The sequence below is a fragment of the Coriobacteriia bacterium genome (genome assembly GCA_030652115.1).
Lineage (GTDB): Bacteria > Actinomycetota > Coriobacteriia > Anaerosomatales > Anaerosomataceae > UBA6100.
In genome coordinates, this window is record JAUSBK010000008.1 from 18826 (window position 1) to 35687 (window position 16862).

A 16862-nucleotide genomic window follows, 5' to 3' on the forward strand; every position below is an offset into this window, starting at 1 on the left:
CGCCGTGACGGACTGGACCGACATACACGTGCTCGTCACCGGAGGCTCGAGCGGCCTCGGGTTGGCCACGGCCGAGCTGGCCGCCGGTCGCGGTGCGCATGTGACCCTCATCGCCCGCGATGAGGCGCGTCTCGCGACAGCGCGCGAGCGCGTTGAGGCCGCTCGCACGCACGCGTCGCAGCGCGTGGTCGTACAGGCAGCCGACGTGGGCGAGCGTGAGGCGCTCATGGCCGCGATCGCGAGCGCCGAGGCCGAACTCGGCCCCGTCGAGATGCTCTTCGCGTGCGCGGGCTACTGCACCCCCGGCCGCTTCGTCGAGTTGCCGCTATCGGCCTTCGAGGAGCATGTCCGCGTGAACTTGCTGGGCGTCATCCACGCCACGCGGGCGGTCGTGCCCGGGATGGTGGAGCGCGGCCACGGACACGTGGCGCTCGTGTCGTCGATGGGCGGGCTCGTGGGCGTGTACGGCTATTCGGCCTACAGCGCGGCGAAGTTCGGGGTGACCGGCTTCGCCGAGGTTCTTCGCTGCGAGCTCAAGCCGCACGGTATCGGCGTCACGCTGCTTGTTCCGCCAAACATCGATACCCCCGGCTACGCCCGCGAGATCGCGGTGGAGCCTGCAGAGACGAAGGCGATCAACGGGATAGCGCGCACGCGCAGCCCCGAGAAGATCGCCCGGCTGTTCGTGCGGGGCGTGGAGCGCGGTCACTTCCTCGTGCTGCCGGGTCTCAGTAACAAGCTGCTCTACCGGCTCGAGGGTCTGTGGCCCGAGCTGTTCTTCGCGCTCTTCGACAGCACCGTCGCCGGAGCGCGCAAGGAGGCGACCGCTCATGCCGAATGAGCTGCCGCTCCTCGATTTTCGGTCCTCGGTTCGCGCAGAGGATGCTACGATTAACTCGTTCAGGCACGAACGGGTCGCGCACACTCGGCGCGGCCACAACACCGCCCCCGCCGGGCCTGCTTGCCTGAACAACAACGCACTGCACCGGCGGGGGCGACCCAGCCCACTCACGTCCGCACTGCGGATGTCTGCGCCCGCAAGACGCCCCTGCATGGAAGCGAGCCGATCCTGATGCACCTCGTCCTTGTCGGACTGAGCCATAAGACCGCGCCGGTCGCTATCCGCGAGAAGCTGACGTTCTCCGCAGCCGTTCAGGAGGACGCGCTCAACCGTCTGGCGCGCCTCGACGGCATCCGCGAGGCCGTCATCGTCTCTACCTGCAACCGCACCGAGGTGTACGCGGTCGCCTCATCGGAAGATGGGGGCGTCGAGTCGGTCATCGCGTTTCTCGCGGACTACCACGATCTCGACCGGCACGAGCTGTCGCGCTACCTGTACGTGATCACGGGCGACGCGGTCGTGCGTCACCTGTTCAGGGTGGTCGCCTCGCTCGACTCGATGGTGGTGGGAGAGGCCCAGATCCTCGGCCAGGTGAAGGAAGCGTACGAGCACGGCTTCAATGCCGATGCCACCAGCCGTGTCTTCAACAAGCTCTTCCGCCAGAGTTTCGAGGTGGGCAAGCGGGTGCGTACGGAGACCGCGATCGGCGAAGCGGCCGTTTCGATCAGCTACGCGGCTGTGGAGCTGGCGAAGAAGGTCTTCGACACGCTCGACGGGCGCACGATCTTGATCCTCGGCGCCGGCAAGATGAGCGAACTCACCGCCAAGCATCTCGTGAGCAACGGCGTCGCGCGTGTGCTCGTGGTGAACCGCACGTTCGAACGGGCGCAGGAGATGGCAGCGCGCTTCTCGGGCACCGCGGTGCCGTACGAGAGCCTCTACGAGGCGGTCCGTGAGTCGGACATCGTGATCTCCTCCACCGCGGCAACCGAGTACGTCGTCACCAAGCGCGACCTCGCGCCGGTGTCGCGCACGCGCACCCGGCCCCTCTTCCTCATCGACATCGCCGTACCCCGGGACATCGATCCGGCCGTGAACGACCTCGGCGGCGTGTTCCTGTACGACATCGACGATCTCAATGGTGTGGTCTCCTCAAACCTCGAGGAGCGCATGAGCGAAGCCCATCGGGCCGAGGGGATCATCGACGAGGAGATCACGGCCTTCTACGCCTGGGTCGAGTCCATGGAGGTGGTCCCCACGGTCGCGGCGATCCGCGCTAAGGCCGAGGTCATCCGCGAGATGGAACTCGAGAAGGCGCTGAAGCGCCTCGATCTCGGCGAGAAGGACCGCAAGACCGTGGAGGCGCTGACCTGCGCCATCGTGAACAAGATGCTGCACGGTCCCACGGCGCGTCTCAAGAAGGCGGCGGCGGGCAAGGACGGCTACGAGTACATGGAGATGGCCCGGGCGCTCTACGGTCTGGAGGACTCCGAGGAGAAGTCCGGCCCCGGTGCGTTCCGCAACCTCCTGAACCTGCGGGCGCGTGAGATCGTGGACAAGCAGAAGGAGACAGGGGACAACATTGGCGACTGTGGAGCGTAACGAACTGGTGATCGGCACGCGGGGCAGCAAGCTCGCTCTGTGGCAGTCCGAGTACATCAAAGCCAAGGTCGAAGCGCTCACCGGCCTGCCGGTGAGCCTGAAGATCATCAAGACCACCGGGGACAAGATCCTGGACGTGCCGCTCGCCAAAGTGGGCGGCAAGGGGCTGTTCACCAAGGAGCTCGAGGTGGAGCTCCTCGCCGGCACCGTCGACCTCTGCGTGCACTCCATGAAAGACGTTCCCACCGAGCTTCCCGAGGGTCTCGTGATCGCTGCGATGCCCGAGCGCGTGGATCCCCGCGATGTGATCGTCAGCGGCGCCGGATTCGACCTCGTCACCCTGCCGCAGGGTGCCCGCATGGGCACGTCGTCGCTTCGCCGCGTGGCTCAGGTGCGGGCGCTTCGGCCCGATCTTGAGATCGTGGACGTGCGCGGGAACCTCGACACGCGCATGCGCAAGGCCGAGGACGGTGAGGTGGACGCGGTCATCCTGGCTGCGGCCGGGATCACACGCATGGGCTGGGCCGAGCGCATCACAAGCTACATCCCGACCACGCAGATGGTCCCGGCGGTGGGGCAGGGCGCGATCGGCATCGAGATTCGCGAGGACGACGAATACATGCTGCATGTGATGCAGCAGATCGGGCATCCCGAGACGATGGAGTGCGTGACCGCTGAACGCGTGGTCATGTGTCGGCTCGAGGGAGGGTGCCAGGTCCCGATCGGCGCGTACGCGCGCTACGAGGACGACACGCTCACGATGGATGCGGTCGTCGGCTCGGTGGACGGCACGCACATCGTTCGCGAGCAGCTGTGCGGAGACGCCGGCGAGCCCGAGGCGCTCGGCGAGGCGATGGTCGAGCGACTGCTCGCACTCGGCGCCGGCGAGATACTCGAATCCATCCGGGGCGCCGCAGGCGCCGATGAGCTGCTCGGTACCTGAGCGGAGGTCGCGGTGATCGCTGACGCCACCGATGCGCGTCCGGTCGACGGACCGCTTGCGGGTACCTGCGTGCTCGTGACCCGCGCGCCTCATCAGGCGGCAGCGCTGGCGGAACCGCTTGCCGCGCTCGGTGCCGAGGTGCTGATCGCGCCCGCGATCGACACGATAGACCCCGAGGACTGGGGGCCGGTCGATGCCGCGATCGCGGGACTCGACTCCTACGACTGGGTGATCCTCACCTCGGCCAACGCGGTCGATCGCTTCCTCGGACGCATGGCGGAGCGCGGCATCGCACGCTCGGCGCTGACCGGCATCCGCATCGCGGTCGTCGGCTCGGCCACCGCCGAACGGCTTCAGGAGCACGGCGTGACGCCCGACCTCATGCCCGCTGACTTTCGCGGCGAGGGCCTCATCGAGGCCTTTCGCGCTGTGGGCGCCGGTGCCGGTGTGCGGTTCTTGCTGCCGCGCGCCGCCTCGGCACGAGAGATCCTTCCCGAGACGCTGCGAGCGGACGGCGCCGAGGTCGACGTGGTGGCGGTGTACCGGACCGTGCCGGCGCAGCCCGAACCGGCGGTGATCGAGCGGCTGCGCTCCGCCGAGGTGGACGTTGTCACCTTCACGAGTCCTTCGACCGTGCGCCACTTCGTCGCCTGGCTCGAATCAGCAGGACTCGACGCGAGCGCGGTACTGGGTCGCGCCGCGGCGGCAAGCATCGGGCCGGTCACGACGGAGGCCCTTCGGGAGCGCGGCTACGATGTGCCGATCGAGGCCGCCGGGTCGACGATGCGCTCGCTCGTGGACGCGATCTCGGCGGTTGTCACAAAGCGGTCCGGCATCCGATGACCGGCACTCTCGGCACGGCTGTCGCCTCGGTTGACAGCGGGCAGGTGAGTCGGCAGACTGTTCTATGCTCTGCGACCCTGGCAGGCACGGCCGTTCAGGGTCTCACACGTGGGGATGTAGCTCAGCTGGGAGAGCGCCGCGTTCGCAACGCGGAGGTCGGCGGTTCGAGCCCGCTCATCTCCACCACATGTACACAACGTCAGGGGCGGCCGAACCAAACGGGCCGCCTTTGGCTGTCCTACAATGAAGCGGTTGGAATCACAAACGAGAGGACCATCTCATGGGCACAGTGGCCACGACCAACGCCTTCCTCACCTGGTTCGCCGAGTGGGGCCAGGTCGCATACGTGGGGATCCAGATGGCCTTCTGGACTGCCATCGCCGTGGCGGCGCTGATCATCGCGCTGCAGTACAAGAAGTACGTGACCTACAAGGTGGGCGGCAAGAACGCTCCCTCGGCGGATGCCGCTGTCTATGCCGACGCCAGTCCCGAGGTCGAGGCGTTCGTCGAGTAGCGTCTGACGGGCACGCCGTTCGCTGATGTCCGTTGAGCCATGTCGGGTGCCGACACCGACCATGCCTTCCGAGGAGGTCTCTCATGGAGTTTCCGGAGTACCGTCCGCGCCGCCTTCGCCGCACCCCGGCGATGCGCGCGCTCATCCGCGAGACCACGCTCTCCCCATCGCAGCTCATCTACCCGCTCTTCGTGAAGTTCGGCACGGGCAAGCGCGACGAGATCGCCTCGATGCCGGGCGTGTTCCAGCTGACGCTCGACCAGCTTCCCGCCGAGATCGACGAACTGAAGGCGCTCGGCATACCGGCGGTGATCCTCTTCGGTCTGCCGGACGCGAAGGACGAGGCCGGCAGTGGCGCGTTTGCCGAGGACGGCATCGTGCAGCAGGCGATCCGTGCCATCAAGGCGCACGATCCCGAGTACATGGTCATCACCGACGTCTGCATGTGCGAGTACACGAGCCATGGGCACTGCGGCGCGCTCGACGAGCACGGCTGCGTGCTGAATGACGTCACCCTGGAGATGCTCGCCATGACGGCGGTCAGCCATGTCGAGGCCGGTGCGGACATGGTCGCTCCTTCGGATATGATGGACGGCCGCGTGGCTGCGATCCGCGCCGCGCTCGACGCCGAGGGCTTCTCCGAGGTGCCGATCATGGCCTACTCGGCCAAGTACGCGAGCGCGTACTATGGCCCGTTCCGCGACGCAGCCGACAGCGCGCCCGCCTTCGGCGATCGCCGTGCCTACCAGATGGACGCGGCCAACGGCGACGAGGCGCTCCGTGAGACCGCACTCGACATCGCCGAGGGCGCTGACATCGTGATGGTCAAGCCGGCGCTCGCGTACATGGACGTCATCCGTCGCGTGAAAGACGAGTTCGGCTATCCCACCTGTGCATACAACGTCAGCGGCGAGTATGCGATGGTCAAGGCCGCCGCCGCCAACGACTGGATCGACGAGAAGCGGGTCGTGCTCGAGACGCTCACCGGCTTCAGGCGGGCCGGCGCCGACATGATCATCACGTACCACGCGAAGGACGCCGCGCGCTGGCTCACGGAAGGCTAGAGACCGATGAGCGTCACTGCCAGGAGAAGGCTTCCGATCTACACGACCAACGATGCCCCCGCGGGCTTCCGCATCGAGCGCACGCTCGGGTTGTGCTGGGGGATCACCGTGCGCAGTCGCGACGTGATCGGGACGACGATCGCGGGCCTGCGCACCATCATCGGCGGCGAGATAAACGAGCTCTCCGAGCTGGCCGAGCACGCCCGCGAGCAGGCGCTCGAGCGGCTGGAGGCGAACGCGCAGCAGATGGGCGGCAACTGCATCATCGGCATGCGCTTCGACTCCACTGAGATCATGCAGTCCACCAACGAGATCATCGCGTACGGGACGGCCGTCGTCGTCGTGCCGGTGTCCGAGTGATCAGATAACGAGGAAGACGAACCATGGCCGACAACGTAGGAAATGCGGACGCGCGACCCGACCTCGATCTGGAGCAGACGCTCGCCGATGCGGAGGCTGGCTGCGGCGAGACCGCGGTGGCCATTCCGCTGGGAAGGCCCGCCTCACCGGCGGGCCACCCTGGTGGTCACCCGGGCGCGACTCAGCGGCATGGCGGCGCACGCAGCGTGGGCTTCCAGCCCGGCGGCGGCCCCGAAGCGATCGCCTATCAGGAGCGTACCGGCGTCAAGGCGCCGCGCATCATCGCGTGGGAGATCACGCGCTCGTGCAACCTGTCGTGCGCGCACTGCCGTGCGGCGGCCGAGTTCGGCCACTACGAAGGCGAGCTGTCGCTCGAGAAGATCAAGAGCGTCATCGACGACATCGTCACCATCTCCAACCCGATCGTGATCCTCACCGGCGGCGAGCCGCTCATGCGCCCGGACATCTGGGAGATCGTCGATTACCTGCACGAGAAGGGCGCCATGCCGGTCATCGGCACGAACGCCACCCTCATCACCGAGGACATCGCTTCGAAGATGGCCGAGCACAAGATCCCGCGCATCAGCGTGTCGATCGACTTTCCCACCGCCGAGGAGCACGATGCCTTCCGCGGCCAGCCCGGCGCCTTCGACTCCTCGATCGCGGGCATCAAGATGGCCAAGGCCCACGGCGTGGGCGTGCAGATCAACATGACGGTCACCACGCTCAACCACACCAAGGTCGAAGCCGTGCATGACCTCGCCGAGGCTCTCGGCATCGACGCGTTTCACATCTTCATGCTGGTGCCGACCGGTCGCGGCAGCGATCTGCTCGACAAGGAGCTTCCGCCCGAGGAGTACGAGAAGGTGCTCACCTGGGCGTACCACCGCCAAAAGACGAGCCCGCTTCACTTCAAGCCCACCGACTCGCCGCACTACTACCGCATCATCCGGCAGCTCGCCAAGGCCGAGGGTAAGAAGGTCACGCGCGAGGAGTACGGCCTGGACGCGATGACGCGCGGCTGCCTCGGCGGCATCACCTTCTGCTTCATCAGCCACGTGGGTGACATCCAGCCGTGCGGCTACTTCAACATGCAACTCGGCAACGTGAAGGACGAGCCATTCTCGAAGATCTGGACGGAGTCGAAGGTCTTCAACGAACTCCGTGACTACTCGCTCCTCAAGGGCAAGTGCGGCGCGTGCGAGTACAAGGCGGTCTGCGGCGGATGTCGTGCGCGTGCGCTCGAGATCACCGGCGACTATCTTGAGTCTGAGCCGTACTGCGTGTACGTGCCGGCCGGTTGGACGGGCGACGCCGAGCAGTCCTGATCGCGCTCGGGCCCTATCAGGCCCCGGAGGATACGATGTCCCACCCCCTGGACCACACTGCAGAGCAGGTGCTGACCGTGCTTGCGGGCGGCCTGCCTGTCACGGCACGTCCGTATGCTGAGCTCGGCACCCGTGCGGGCCTGCCCGAGGCGGACGTCCTCTCGGTGCTGAGGGCGCTTAGGGACGGTCACCGCGTCCGTCGCATCGGCGCGGAGTTCTCGCCGGCAGGGCTGGGCTACCACGCGGCCCTCGGCGGGCTGGCCATCCCCGAAGACCGCACCGAAGACGTGGCATCTATGCTGGGCGCGCTGCCCAACATCACCCACGTCTTCGAACTCGATGACCGGTACCGGCTGTGGTACGTCCTGGCCTCGCCGTCGCGCACGCGGCTCGAGATCGCCGAGGCCGAGCTCGCGCGCAGCGCGGGGGCGGCGGACCGCTATCGCGTGCTTCCGGACGAACTCTACAAGGTCACTGCGGCATTCGACACCGACGGCGCCCCCGAGATACCGGACCGCATAGACGCCGAGGCGGGTCCCGCGCTCGACCGGGACGAGAAGGCGCTCGTGCGACTCCTCCAGGGCGACCTGGCACTCGCCGAGCGGCCGTTCGCGGAACTCGTGCACACCCTCGGCGAGTGCGGCTTCGACATCGACGAACGGTGGGCGCTCGATCGCACGCAGGACCTGGCCGCGTCGGGCGCGCTGCGCCGCATCGGCGCTACGCTCCGCACGCGCGAGGAGCCGTGGCGCTCGGCGCTCACGGTCTGGCGCTCTCCGCGCGATCCGGCGGCCGCTGGCGCTCTCATCGCGTCCTTCCCCGAGGTGCTGCACGCGTTCGAGCGACGTGTGCCCGGCGGCATGGCGGTTCTGGCCGTGATCGAGGGCCAGACGCGTGCTGAGATCGACCGTGCGATCGAGCGTATACGCATCGCGGGCGAGCTGGACGCGCCGCGCATCGCCTACCCGCTGCGCGAGTACGCGCGCTCACCGATGCGGTACTTCACCGAAGGGGACTGACTCGCTTCGCTGACTGATATACTCGCGTTTCGGCCGTCACAGACCTTGTAGGGGGCGCCTCTCCATGAACCATGCACACTCCTCGGACCTGTTCGAGCGCGCCCAGCGCGTCATCCCGGGCGGCGTGAACTCGCCGGTCCGTGCGTTCCGCAGCGTGGGCACTGACCCGCTCTTCTACGAGCGCGCGAAGGGTTCGCGCGTGTGGGACGCCGACGGCAACGAGTACATCGACTTCGTCGCCTCCTGGGGTCCGATGATCCTCGGCCACGGCCCGGACGTGGTGCTCGACGCGGTGCGGGCCCAACTCGATCGCGGCACGAGCTACGGTGCGCCGACCGAACTCGAGGTGCGCATGGCCGAGGCGGTGTGTGCCGCGGTTCCCTCCGTCGAGATGGTGCGCATGGTCTCGAGCGGCACTGAGGCCACGATGAGCGCGATCCGCCTCGCGCGCGGCTACACCGGCCGCGAGAAGTTCATCAAGTTCGACGGCAACTATCACGGTCACTCCGACGCACTGCTGGTGGCTGCTGGCAGCGGTCTGCTGACCCTGGGCATCCCCGGCACTCCCGGTGTCACCAAAGGCGCCGCCCAGGACACTATCGTGCTTCCGTACAACGACCTCGACGCGGTTGCCGCGGCGCTCGCCGCAGAAGGCGACGAGATCGCGGCGATCATCGTCGAGCCGGTCTCCGGCAACATGGGAGTCGTTCCGCCCGCCGAGGGTTTCTTGCAGGGTCTGCGCGACCTGTGCGATACACACGGTGTCGTGCTCATCTTCGACGAGGTCATCACGGGCTTCCGTGTGGCGCTCGGCGGCGCGCAGGAGCGCTACGGCGTCATGCCCGACCTCACCACGCTCGGCAAGATCATCGGTGGCGGCTTCCCGGTGGGCGCCTTCGGCGGCAAGCGGGAGATCATGGACCAGCTCGCGCCCGTGGGTCCCGTCTACCAGGCCGGCACGCTCTCGGGCAATCCGGTGGCGATGGCGGCGGGTCTCGCGCTCATCGCCGAGCTCTCGAAGCCGGGGATCTACGACGAACTGGAGCGCAAAGGCGCGCGCCTTGAGGCGGGGCTACGGGCGGCCGCCTATGCTGCCGGGATCGACGCCTACTTCACGCGCGTGGGCGCCATGGCGTGCATCTTCTTCACCGCCGAGGTGGTGCGCGACTGGACGACCGCTTCGACGAGCGACACCGATCGCTACGCCCGCTACTTCCGAGGCATGCTCGACCGGGGTATCGTGCTCGCACCGAGCCAGTTCGAGGCCACGTTCGTCGGCATGGCGCACAGTGATGCGGACATCGATGCGATGACCGACGCGGCAGGAGAAGTGCTCGCCACGCTATGACGGCCACGGGTTCCGGACCTAGTCATCGTCCTGTGAATCGTCGCGCGAAGGCCAACGGGGGGCCAGTTCGCGCGTGAACCTTGCCAGTTCCTCTCGCTGGTGGCGCAGTTTCTCGCGCGCCGCGTCCACGAGGTTCTGTGATTGCGCGGAGTAGCGTTCCGTGCACATGACGGTCTCGGACTCTATGCGGTGCCGATCGCTCTCAGCGACCTCGGTCGTCGTCTCGTGGAACGCAGACCCCGGGCGGGTCTCGTCCGCCTCCGTCTCGATGATCTGACGCCCGTCAGGGTAGAGCCAGACGCGGACCAGGTTCGTGCTCGTTGCGCCGAGGCGCTGCAGCTCCTCGTGATAGACAATGCCCTCCGGCGACAGCTGGGTGAAGCTTCCCGGGCCGTGATCGATCCGGCCACCGGGTGCTCGGCCGAGCCGCTCCCGCCAGTCGCGGTGTTCCTTCATCCGCTGCGCGTCGGGGATAGAGGCGAGCGCTGCGTCAAGGTCAAAGTCGGGCTGCGAGTCCGCCCGTGCCGCCTTCTGCGCCTCCCCGTCGGATGCCTGTGAGTCGGGGCAGACGAGTCCAGGACCCAGGTGGCCGTCCTTGCGAGCGCCGCAGATGGTACACGGGGCCCCGTTGGCGTCACAGCTCTCGCACACTTCCCCGGCTCTGTCGAATCGAACTCCGCAGTACGCGCACTTGAATCCGTGCTCGTCGCAGCACACTTGGTATTCTGCAGGCGTGTAGGTACTCACGGTGCTCCCTCCGCAGGCTGCCTGTAACGACGTGTGTACCCGCTTCCGGGCTGCCCCGCGCGACCGCTCTGGCCTGGCGCGCGGTTACCTCGGCGGGTGGGTTGGAGTACCCTGTGATGTTGCGTACGGATTCCGGTGCGCACGAGCACTTATGCCACCTTAGAGAGGGCACACGCATGAAGGCCATCATCCCCGCCGCGGGACTCGGCACCCGGTTCCTTCCGGCCACCAAGGAGCAGCCGAAAGAGATGCTGCCCGTGGTGAGCAAGCCGGTCATCCAGTACGTGGTGGAAGAGGCGGTGGCTGCCGGCGTGAACGACGTTCTCGTCGTGACCGGCAGGGGTAAGCGTGCCATCGAGGACCACTTCGACCGCTCCGCGGAACTCGAGGACCTGCTCGAGAGGAGCGGCAACACCGAGAAGCTGCGACAGATCCGCGCCATCCCGGAACTCGCGAACGTCTTCTACGTCCGGCAGGGTCGGCCTCGCGGACTCGGTCACGCCGTGCTGTGCGGTGCGCCGCACACCGGCGATGAGCCGTTCTACGTGATGCTCGGCGACGTCCTCGTGCCGAAGAACGACTGCCTGCCCAGGCTCAAGGCGGTCTACGACCGGTATGGCGCGTCGGTCCTTGCGGTCGAACCTGTCGAGCAGCAGTACGTGAGCCGGTATGGCGTCATCGCCGGCACGGAAGTCGAGCCCGGCGTATGGAAGATCACCGACCTCGTCGAGAAGCCCCCGGCCAACGAGGCTCCCTCTAATCTGGCCATCTTCGGGCGCTACCTGCTCACCCCCGAGGTCATGCGCATTCTTCCGCGTGTGGATGCGGGCCGTGGCGGCGAGATCCAGCTCACTGATGCGCTACGGAAGCTCCTGGAGACCCAGGAGATCTACGCCATCACGATGGACTGCGTCGGCTACGACACCGGCAACGTTCTGTCGTGGCTTGAGGCCAACATCGCAATTGCGCTCGATACCGAGGAGTACGGCATCCAGCTGAGGGAACGCCTCGGCCGTCTGCTGCGCTAGGTCCCTGGCAACGACCGTTCGTCGCCTTCGACTGCCGGATATCACTTTGAATCTGCCGTTCGGCAAGTGATTTGCAACCGCTTGCGCTCAAGTGCGTCTCTCCGCGTGCCGACACCGTAGAGAGAGTTCTGTTCCGCACGGCCGACGGCAGCATCACCAGGGGTGTGTTGATGAATCAACAGCGTTTGTTCGCGCGCGCTCATGTGTCGCTCGTCGCCGCCTCGGTGGCGTGCGCGCTTCTCGCGAGCCTGGGCTCCTTCTACGCTCCGGCGAGCGTGCTTCCCAAGGCCGTTGCCGCCACGTTCACCGTGGACACCTCGGCGCGTACCGAAGACCAGGTGCGCGCGGCATGGGCGCAGCTGAAGCCCGTCTACACCGGCTCGGCGTACTCGGTCGTACCGAGCGTCGTGGCGCCCTACGCACCGGGCGACGCAGCGGCAGGGTACCGCACCGACGGCGTGAACATGATCAACTTTGGCCGCTACCTTGCCGGTTTGCCGCGCGACGTGACGCTGTCCTCCACCAGGAACTCGAACGGGCAGTACGGTTCGGTGCTGCTCTCGGCATCCACGTTCTCGCACACCCCGCCGAAGCCGGCCGCCATGGACGACTCGTTCTACGCGATCGGCTACGCCGCGACGAGCTCGAGCAACATCGGCGGCGGCTACACCACGAGCTGGTCGTTCCAGAAGGGCTGTCTCGACGATGACGACGCGGGCAACATCACCCGGGTCGGTCACCGGCGCTGGCTGCTCAACCCGCGGATGCTCTACACCGGCATCGGGTATGCCGAGGGCTACCACACCACCTATGCGTTCGACTCGTCGCGCTCGTCCACCGAGGTGAGCTACGACTTCGTCGCCTGGCCGTCGGCGGGCGTGTTCCCGGTGGATTTCGCGAGCCGCTACACGCCCTGGTCCGTCACGCTCAACCCGGCGAAGTACGACTGGGACGCAACGCGCACCGGGCACACGGTGACGATGCGTCGCGTGCGGGATGGGGCCACGTGGACACTCGATGCCGCCGACACCGACACGACCGCGGAGTACTTCAACGCCGACTTCGGCGGCTACGGCGTGGCGAATGTGTTCATCTTCCGGCCGGATCCGGCGACCATCGCCTACGCGCCCGGTGACCAGTTCGACATCACGCTCAGCGGCGGCATCTACGCCGAGGGAACGAAGACGCCGGTCTCCGTGAGCTATCGCACCAGCTTCGGCGCACTCACGGGCGCGTCCACGACGTTCGCGTCACCGCTTGACCCCACGACCCCCGAGGATCCGACGATCCCCGAGGATCCGACGACACCCCCCGCCCCGACGACCACGTTCGTGCCGGTCTACCGGTTCTTCAACAAGGCCATTAGCAGCCACTTCTACACCGCCTCGGTCACCGAGCGCGATGCCGTGATCGCCCGATACGCAGCGACCTACGCCTACGAGGGCGTTGCGTACTCCATCAACACTGCGAACCCAGCCAACTACGCGCCGCTCTACCGCTTCTTCAACAAGTCCAACGGCAGCCACTTCTATACGCCCTCGGTGGCCGAGCGGGACGCGGTCATCGCGCAGTGGTCGGCTACGTACGCCTACGAGGGACCCGCGTACAACGTCTCGCTCACATCCGGGGGCTGCGCGCCGATGTACCGCTTCTACAACAAGACCAACGGCAGCCACTTCTACACCGTCTCCGCCGAGGAGCGGGATGCGGTGATCGCGGGCCTTGCGCACATCTACAGCTACGAGGGCATCACGTACTTCGTGGGGAACTGAGGCGCCGAATCGTTGACAGACTGAGGGCCGCATCCAGACAGGGTGCGGCCCTACTGATGGTATCCTGTGATGGTTCTGCCGGGCTCGAGGCTCGGAGTCCACGCGTGGACGCTGCCAGTGGCCGTCCACGCATGATGCAGCTGCCGGACACCGCCAACTGGAGGGCACTGATGAAGGTAGTCATTCTTGCAGGCGGTCTCGGTACGCGCCTGTCCGAGGAGACGAGCGTTCGGCCGAAGCCGATGGCCGAGATCGGCGACAAGCCGATCCTCTGGCACATCATGAAGATGTACAGCCACTACGGCTTCAACGAATTCGTCATCTGTCTGGGCTACAAGGGCTACATGATCAAGGAGTACTTCTCCAACTACTTCTTGCACAACTGCGACGTGACCTTCGACATGCGCACCAACGAACTCGCGGTGCATCAGAACGTCAACGAGCCCTGGAAGGTGACACTCGTCGACACGGGCGCGGAGACGATGACGGGCGGCCGCGTGAAGCGTGTGGCCGAGTACCTCAACGGCGAGCGCTTCATGCTCACCTACGGTGACGGCGTCGCGGATGTCGACATCCCTGCGCTGCTCGCGTTCCATGAGGCGCATGGCAAGCAGGCGACGCTTACCGCCGTCCAGCCGCTCGGCCGCTTCGGCGCGCTCGATGTGGAGGGTGACGCGGTGCGCTCGTTCCGCGAGAAGCCCCTCGGCGATGGCGACTGGATCAACGGCGGCTTCATGGTCCTCGAGCCGGGCGTGCTCGACCGGATCGAATCGGACGAGACGATCTTCGAAGGGTATCCACTGCAGTCGCTCGCTGCCGAAGGCGAGCTGCGCGCCTACCAGCACGCGGGCTTCTGGCAGCCGATGGACACACTGCGCGACAAGCGACACCTGGAGGACCTCTGGGACTCGGGTTCAGCGCCGTGGAAGGTGTGGTGAGGGTGGCCGAGCTCTTCGGCAACGCATACGCCGGACGGCGCGTGCTCATCACTGGACACACCGGCTTCAAGGGCTCGTGGCTGGTCGAGTGGCTGCTGATGCTCGGCGCCGAGGTGAGCGGTTACGCACTCGAGCCGCCGACGGACCCGAGCCTGTTCGACGAGCTGGGTCTCGCCGAACGGCTCACGCGGCACGTCATCGGCGACGTGCGCGATCTCGCGCACCTTCGCGAGGTGATACGGGCGGCCGCACCCGAGATCGTGTTCCACCTCGCAGCACAGCCGCTCGTGCGGCTTTCGTACGAGACGCCGGTCGAGACCTACGAGACCAACGTCATGGGCACCGTGAACCTCCTGGAGGCGGCTCGGTCGTGTCCGTCTGTGCGCGCGATCGTGGTGGTCACCTCCGACAAGTGCTACGAGAACCGTGAGACCGGCCATGCGTACCGCGAGGGCGACGCGATGGGCGGTTACGATCCGTACAGCTCCTCGAAGGGCTGCGCCGAGCTGGTGACCGCGGCATACCGCCGGTCGTTTTACGGCGAGGCGTCGCCGGTGCGCATCGCGAGCGTCCGCGCCGGCAACGTCATCGGCGGCGGTGATTGGGCGGCCGATCGCATCGTGCCCGACTGTATCCGGGCGCTCGAGGCGGGAGCGCCGATAGTGGTGCGCAACCCGGACGCGGTTCGTCCCTGGCAGCACGTGCTCGAGCCGCTCTCCGGCTACCTGTACCTCGGGAGCCGGATGCTCGGCGGCTCCGCCGATTTCGACGGACCGTGGAACTTCGGCCCGGAGGAGCAGGGCACCGTGCCCGTGCGCGAGGTGGCCGACGCGATCGTCGCGGCATGGGGTTCCGGCACGTGGACGACGCCCCCGCAGCCGGGCGGTCCGCACGAGGCGCACCTGCTCGTGCTCGACATCACCAAGGTGCATGAGCACCTCGGCTGGCGACCGCTATATCCGGTGGCGCGCACGCTCGAGGTGACCGCCGCATGGTACGCCGCTCGGCACGAGGGCGCCGACATCGTGGCCATCACCGGGGCCGACATCACCGCATACGCCGACGAGGCCGTCCGCACGGGCGCCGTGTGGGCGAACGACCGCACCACAGGAAGCGAGCAGACCACGTGAGTGAGAGCGAACGCGCGCAGCAGCTGCGCCAGGAGGTACTGGCCAAGACGGCCGAATACTACGCCGAGGCCTTCGGTGGAACGGCCGCCTTCGAGCCGGGCGCGTCGCGCGTCCCGTATGCCGGGCGCGTCTTCGACGAGCGTGAGATCGTGTCGCTCGTCGACTCCTCGCTCGACTTCTGGCTCACGTACGGCCGTTTCTCGAGGCGTTTCGAAGAGGAGTTGGCGGCTTTCCTCGGCCTCAAGCACTGCTTCCTCGTGAACTCGGGCTCCTCGGCGAACCTGCTCGCGTTCTCGGCGCTCACCTCGCCGCGACTCGGCGAGCGGCGGATCGAACGCGGCGACGAGGTCATCACCGTTGCGGCCGGCTTCCCGACCACGATCGCCCCGGTGGTGCAGTACGGCGCGGTGCCGGTGTTCGTGGACGTGGTGCTCGAGACCGGCAATATCGACGTGACGCAGCTGGAGGCGGCGCTCTCGCCGCGCACGAAGGCGGTCATGCTGGCGCATACGCTCGGCAACACCTTCGACGTGGACGCAGTCACTGCGTTCTGTGAGCGCCACGGCCTGTGGCTCATCGAGGACAACTGCGACGCGCTCGGCTCGAAGTGGCGCGGGCGGTACACTGGCGGCTTCGGTCACGTCGGCACGTCGAGCTTCTACCCGCCGCACCACATGACGATGGGCGAGGGTGGCGCGGTGTACACCGATGACGATGAGCTCGCCGCCATCGTGCTTGCGATGCGCGACTGGGGCCGCGACTGCATCTGCCCCTCGGGTGTGGACAACCGCTGCGGCAAGCGGTTCAGCCAGCAGTTCGGCACGCTGCCGTTCGGCTACGACCACAAGTACGTCTACTCCGAGTTCGGCTACAACCTGAAGGTCTCCGACATGCAGGCGGCCGTGGGTGTGGAGCAGCTGAAGAAGCTCCCAGGCTTCATCGCCGCGCGCAGGCGCAACTTCGACCGCCTGACCGAACTGCTCGCGCCGGTGGCCGACACGGTCATTCTGCCGGTGGCCACCGAAGGCGCCGAGCCGAGCTGGTTCGGCTACCTGATGACGGTGCGCGAGGGGAGTGGCGTCACCCGCGACGTGCTCGTGGAAGCGCTCGAGCGCGCCAAGGTGCAGACGCGGATGCTCTTCGGCGGAAACATGGTCCGGCAGCCGTGCTTCGATGAGATGCGCGAGAGCAGCGAGGGCTACCGCATCGTTGGCGAGCTCACGAACACCGACCGCATCATGACCGATGCATTCTGGATCGGTGTGTATCCGGGGATGACAGACGAGATGCTGGTGCACATGGCCGACGTGATCGTGCGGACGGTCCGCGGCTAGCGCGGCTCCGGACGGCTGCGCGAGGCGGGCCGCAGCGGTCCGCCGGGTTGT

The 16862-nt window shown here is 67.0% G+C and carries 16 protein-coding genes and 1 tRNA gene; 16 read left to right on the top strand and 1 reads right to left on the bottom strand.

Annotated features, from left to right (window positions below; translation table 11 throughout):
- The first annotated feature begins 4 nt into the window (after positions 1-4).
- The 11 genes from Q7W51_06450 to hemL all read left to right on the top strand — a co-directional run bounded on the left by Q7W51_06450 (position 5) and on the right by hemL (position 9862).
- On the top strand, positions 5-841 hold the full coding sequence (locus Q7W51_06450) for an SDR family oxidoreductase (protein ID MDO8848008.1): 837 nt from the start codon (positions 5-7) through the stop codon (positions 839-841).
- Between the two features lie 231 nt (positions 842-1072).
- Complete coding sequence (gene hemA / locus Q7W51_06455) at positions 1073-2443, top strand: glutamyl-tRNA reductase (GenBank protein ID MDO8848009.1); 1371 nt, start codon at positions 1073-1075, stop codon at positions 2441-2443.
- On the top strand, positions 2433-3386 hold the full coding sequence (gene hemC / locus Q7W51_06460) for a hydroxymethylbilane synthase (GenBank protein ID MDO8848010.1): 954 nt from the start codon (positions 2433-2435) through the stop codon (positions 3384-3386). Before hemA ends, hemC begins: the two co-directional genes overlap by 11 nt.
- A 12-nt stretch (positions 3387-3398) precedes the next feature.
- Positions 3399-4229 (top strand): uroporphyrinogen-III synthase, encoded by an 831-nt coding sequence (locus Q7W51_06465; GenBank protein ID MDO8848011.1) that lies wholly within the window; start codon positions 3399-3401, stop codon positions 4227-4229.
- Positions 4230-4339: 110 nt separating this feature from the next.
- Positions 4340-4415: transfer RNA gene (locus tag Q7W51_06470), tRNA-Ala, on the top strand.
- 94 nt (positions 4416-4509) lie between these two features.
- Positions 4510-4743, top strand: coding sequence for a hypothetical protein (locus Q7W51_06475; GenBank protein ID MDO8848012.1), 234 nt, complete (start codon positions 4510-4512; stop codon positions 4741-4743).
- An 83-nt stretch (positions 4744-4826) separates the two neighbouring features.
- A complete protein-coding gene (hemB, locus tag Q7W51_06480; protein ID MDO8848013.1) occupies positions 4827-5807 on the top strand; it encodes a porphobilinogen synthase in 981 nt (326 codons plus the stop codon).
- Positions 5808-5813: 6 nt separating this feature from the next.
- Entirely contained in the window at positions 5814-6167 is a 354-nt protein-coding gene (locus Q7W51_06485; protein MDO8848014.1) for a heavy metal-binding domain-containing protein, read from the top strand.
- A 23-nt stretch (positions 6168-6190) separates the two neighbouring features.
- The gene (locus Q7W51_06490; protein MDO8848015.1) at positions 6191-7495 is read left to right on the top strand and encodes a radical SAM protein; all 1305 of its coding nucleotides are present in this window, start codon (positions 6191-6193) and stop codon (positions 7493-7495) included.
- Between the two features lie 35 nt (positions 7496-7530).
- The gene (locus Q7W51_06495; protein ID MDO8848016.1) at positions 7531-8514 is read left to right on the top strand and encodes a hypothetical protein; all 984 of its coding nucleotides are present in this window, start codon (positions 7531-7533) and stop codon (positions 8512-8514) included.
- 64 nt (positions 8515-8578) lie between these two features.
- Positions 8579-9862 (top strand): glutamate-1-semialdehyde 2,1-aminomutase, encoded by a 1284-nt coding sequence (gene hemL, locus Q7W51_06500; GenBank protein ID MDO8848017.1) that lies wholly within the window; start codon positions 8579-8581, stop codon positions 9860-9862.
- An 18-nt stretch (positions 9863-9880) separates the two neighbouring features.
- On the opposite strand, the gene Q7W51_06505 is transcribed toward hemL, so the two are convergent.
- Entirely contained in the window at positions 9881-10513 is a 633-nt protein-coding gene (locus tag Q7W51_06505; GenBank protein ID MDO8848018.1) for a hypothetical protein, read from the bottom strand.
- A 272-nt stretch (positions 10514-10785) separates the two neighbouring features.
- Here Q7W51_06505 and galU point away from each other — a divergent pair, with 272 nt between their 5' ends.
- The 5 genes from galU to rfbH all read left to right on the top strand — a co-directional run bounded on the left by galU (position 10786) and on the right by rfbH (position 16811).
- Entirely contained in the window at positions 10786-11637 is an 852-nt protein-coding gene (galU, locus tag Q7W51_06510; GenBank protein ID MDO8848019.1) for a UTP--glucose-1-phosphate uridylyltransferase GalU, read from the top strand.
- 170 nt (positions 11638-11807) lie between these two features.
- On the top strand, positions 11808-13409 hold the full coding sequence (locus tag Q7W51_06515; protein MDO8848020.1) for a hypothetical protein: 1602 nt from the start codon (positions 11808-11810) through the stop codon (positions 13407-13409).
- Positions 13410-13579: 170 nt separating this feature from the next.
- Positions 13580-14347 carry a glucose-1-phosphate cytidylyltransferase gene (gene rfbF / locus Q7W51_06520; protein MDO8848021.1) on the top strand — a complete coding sequence of 256 codons (768 nt, stop codon included), beginning with the start codon at positions 13580-13582 and terminating at the stop codon, positions 14345-14347.
- Positions 14348-14349: 2 nt separating this feature from the next.
- The gene (gene rfbG, locus Q7W51_06525; GenBank protein ID MDO8848022.1) at positions 14350-15477 is read left to right on the top strand and encodes a CDP-glucose 4,6-dehydratase; all 1128 of its coding nucleotides are present in this window, start codon (positions 14350-14352) and stop codon (positions 15475-15477) included.
- Positions 15474-16811 carry a lipopolysaccharide biosynthesis protein RfbH gene (gene rfbH, locus Q7W51_06530; GenBank protein ID MDO8848023.1) on the top strand — a complete coding sequence of 446 codons (1338 nt, stop codon included), beginning with the start codon at positions 15474-15476 and terminating at the stop codon, positions 16809-16811. Before rfbG ends, rfbH begins: the two co-directional genes overlap by 4 nt.
- Positions 16812-16862 lie beyond the last annotated feature (51 nt).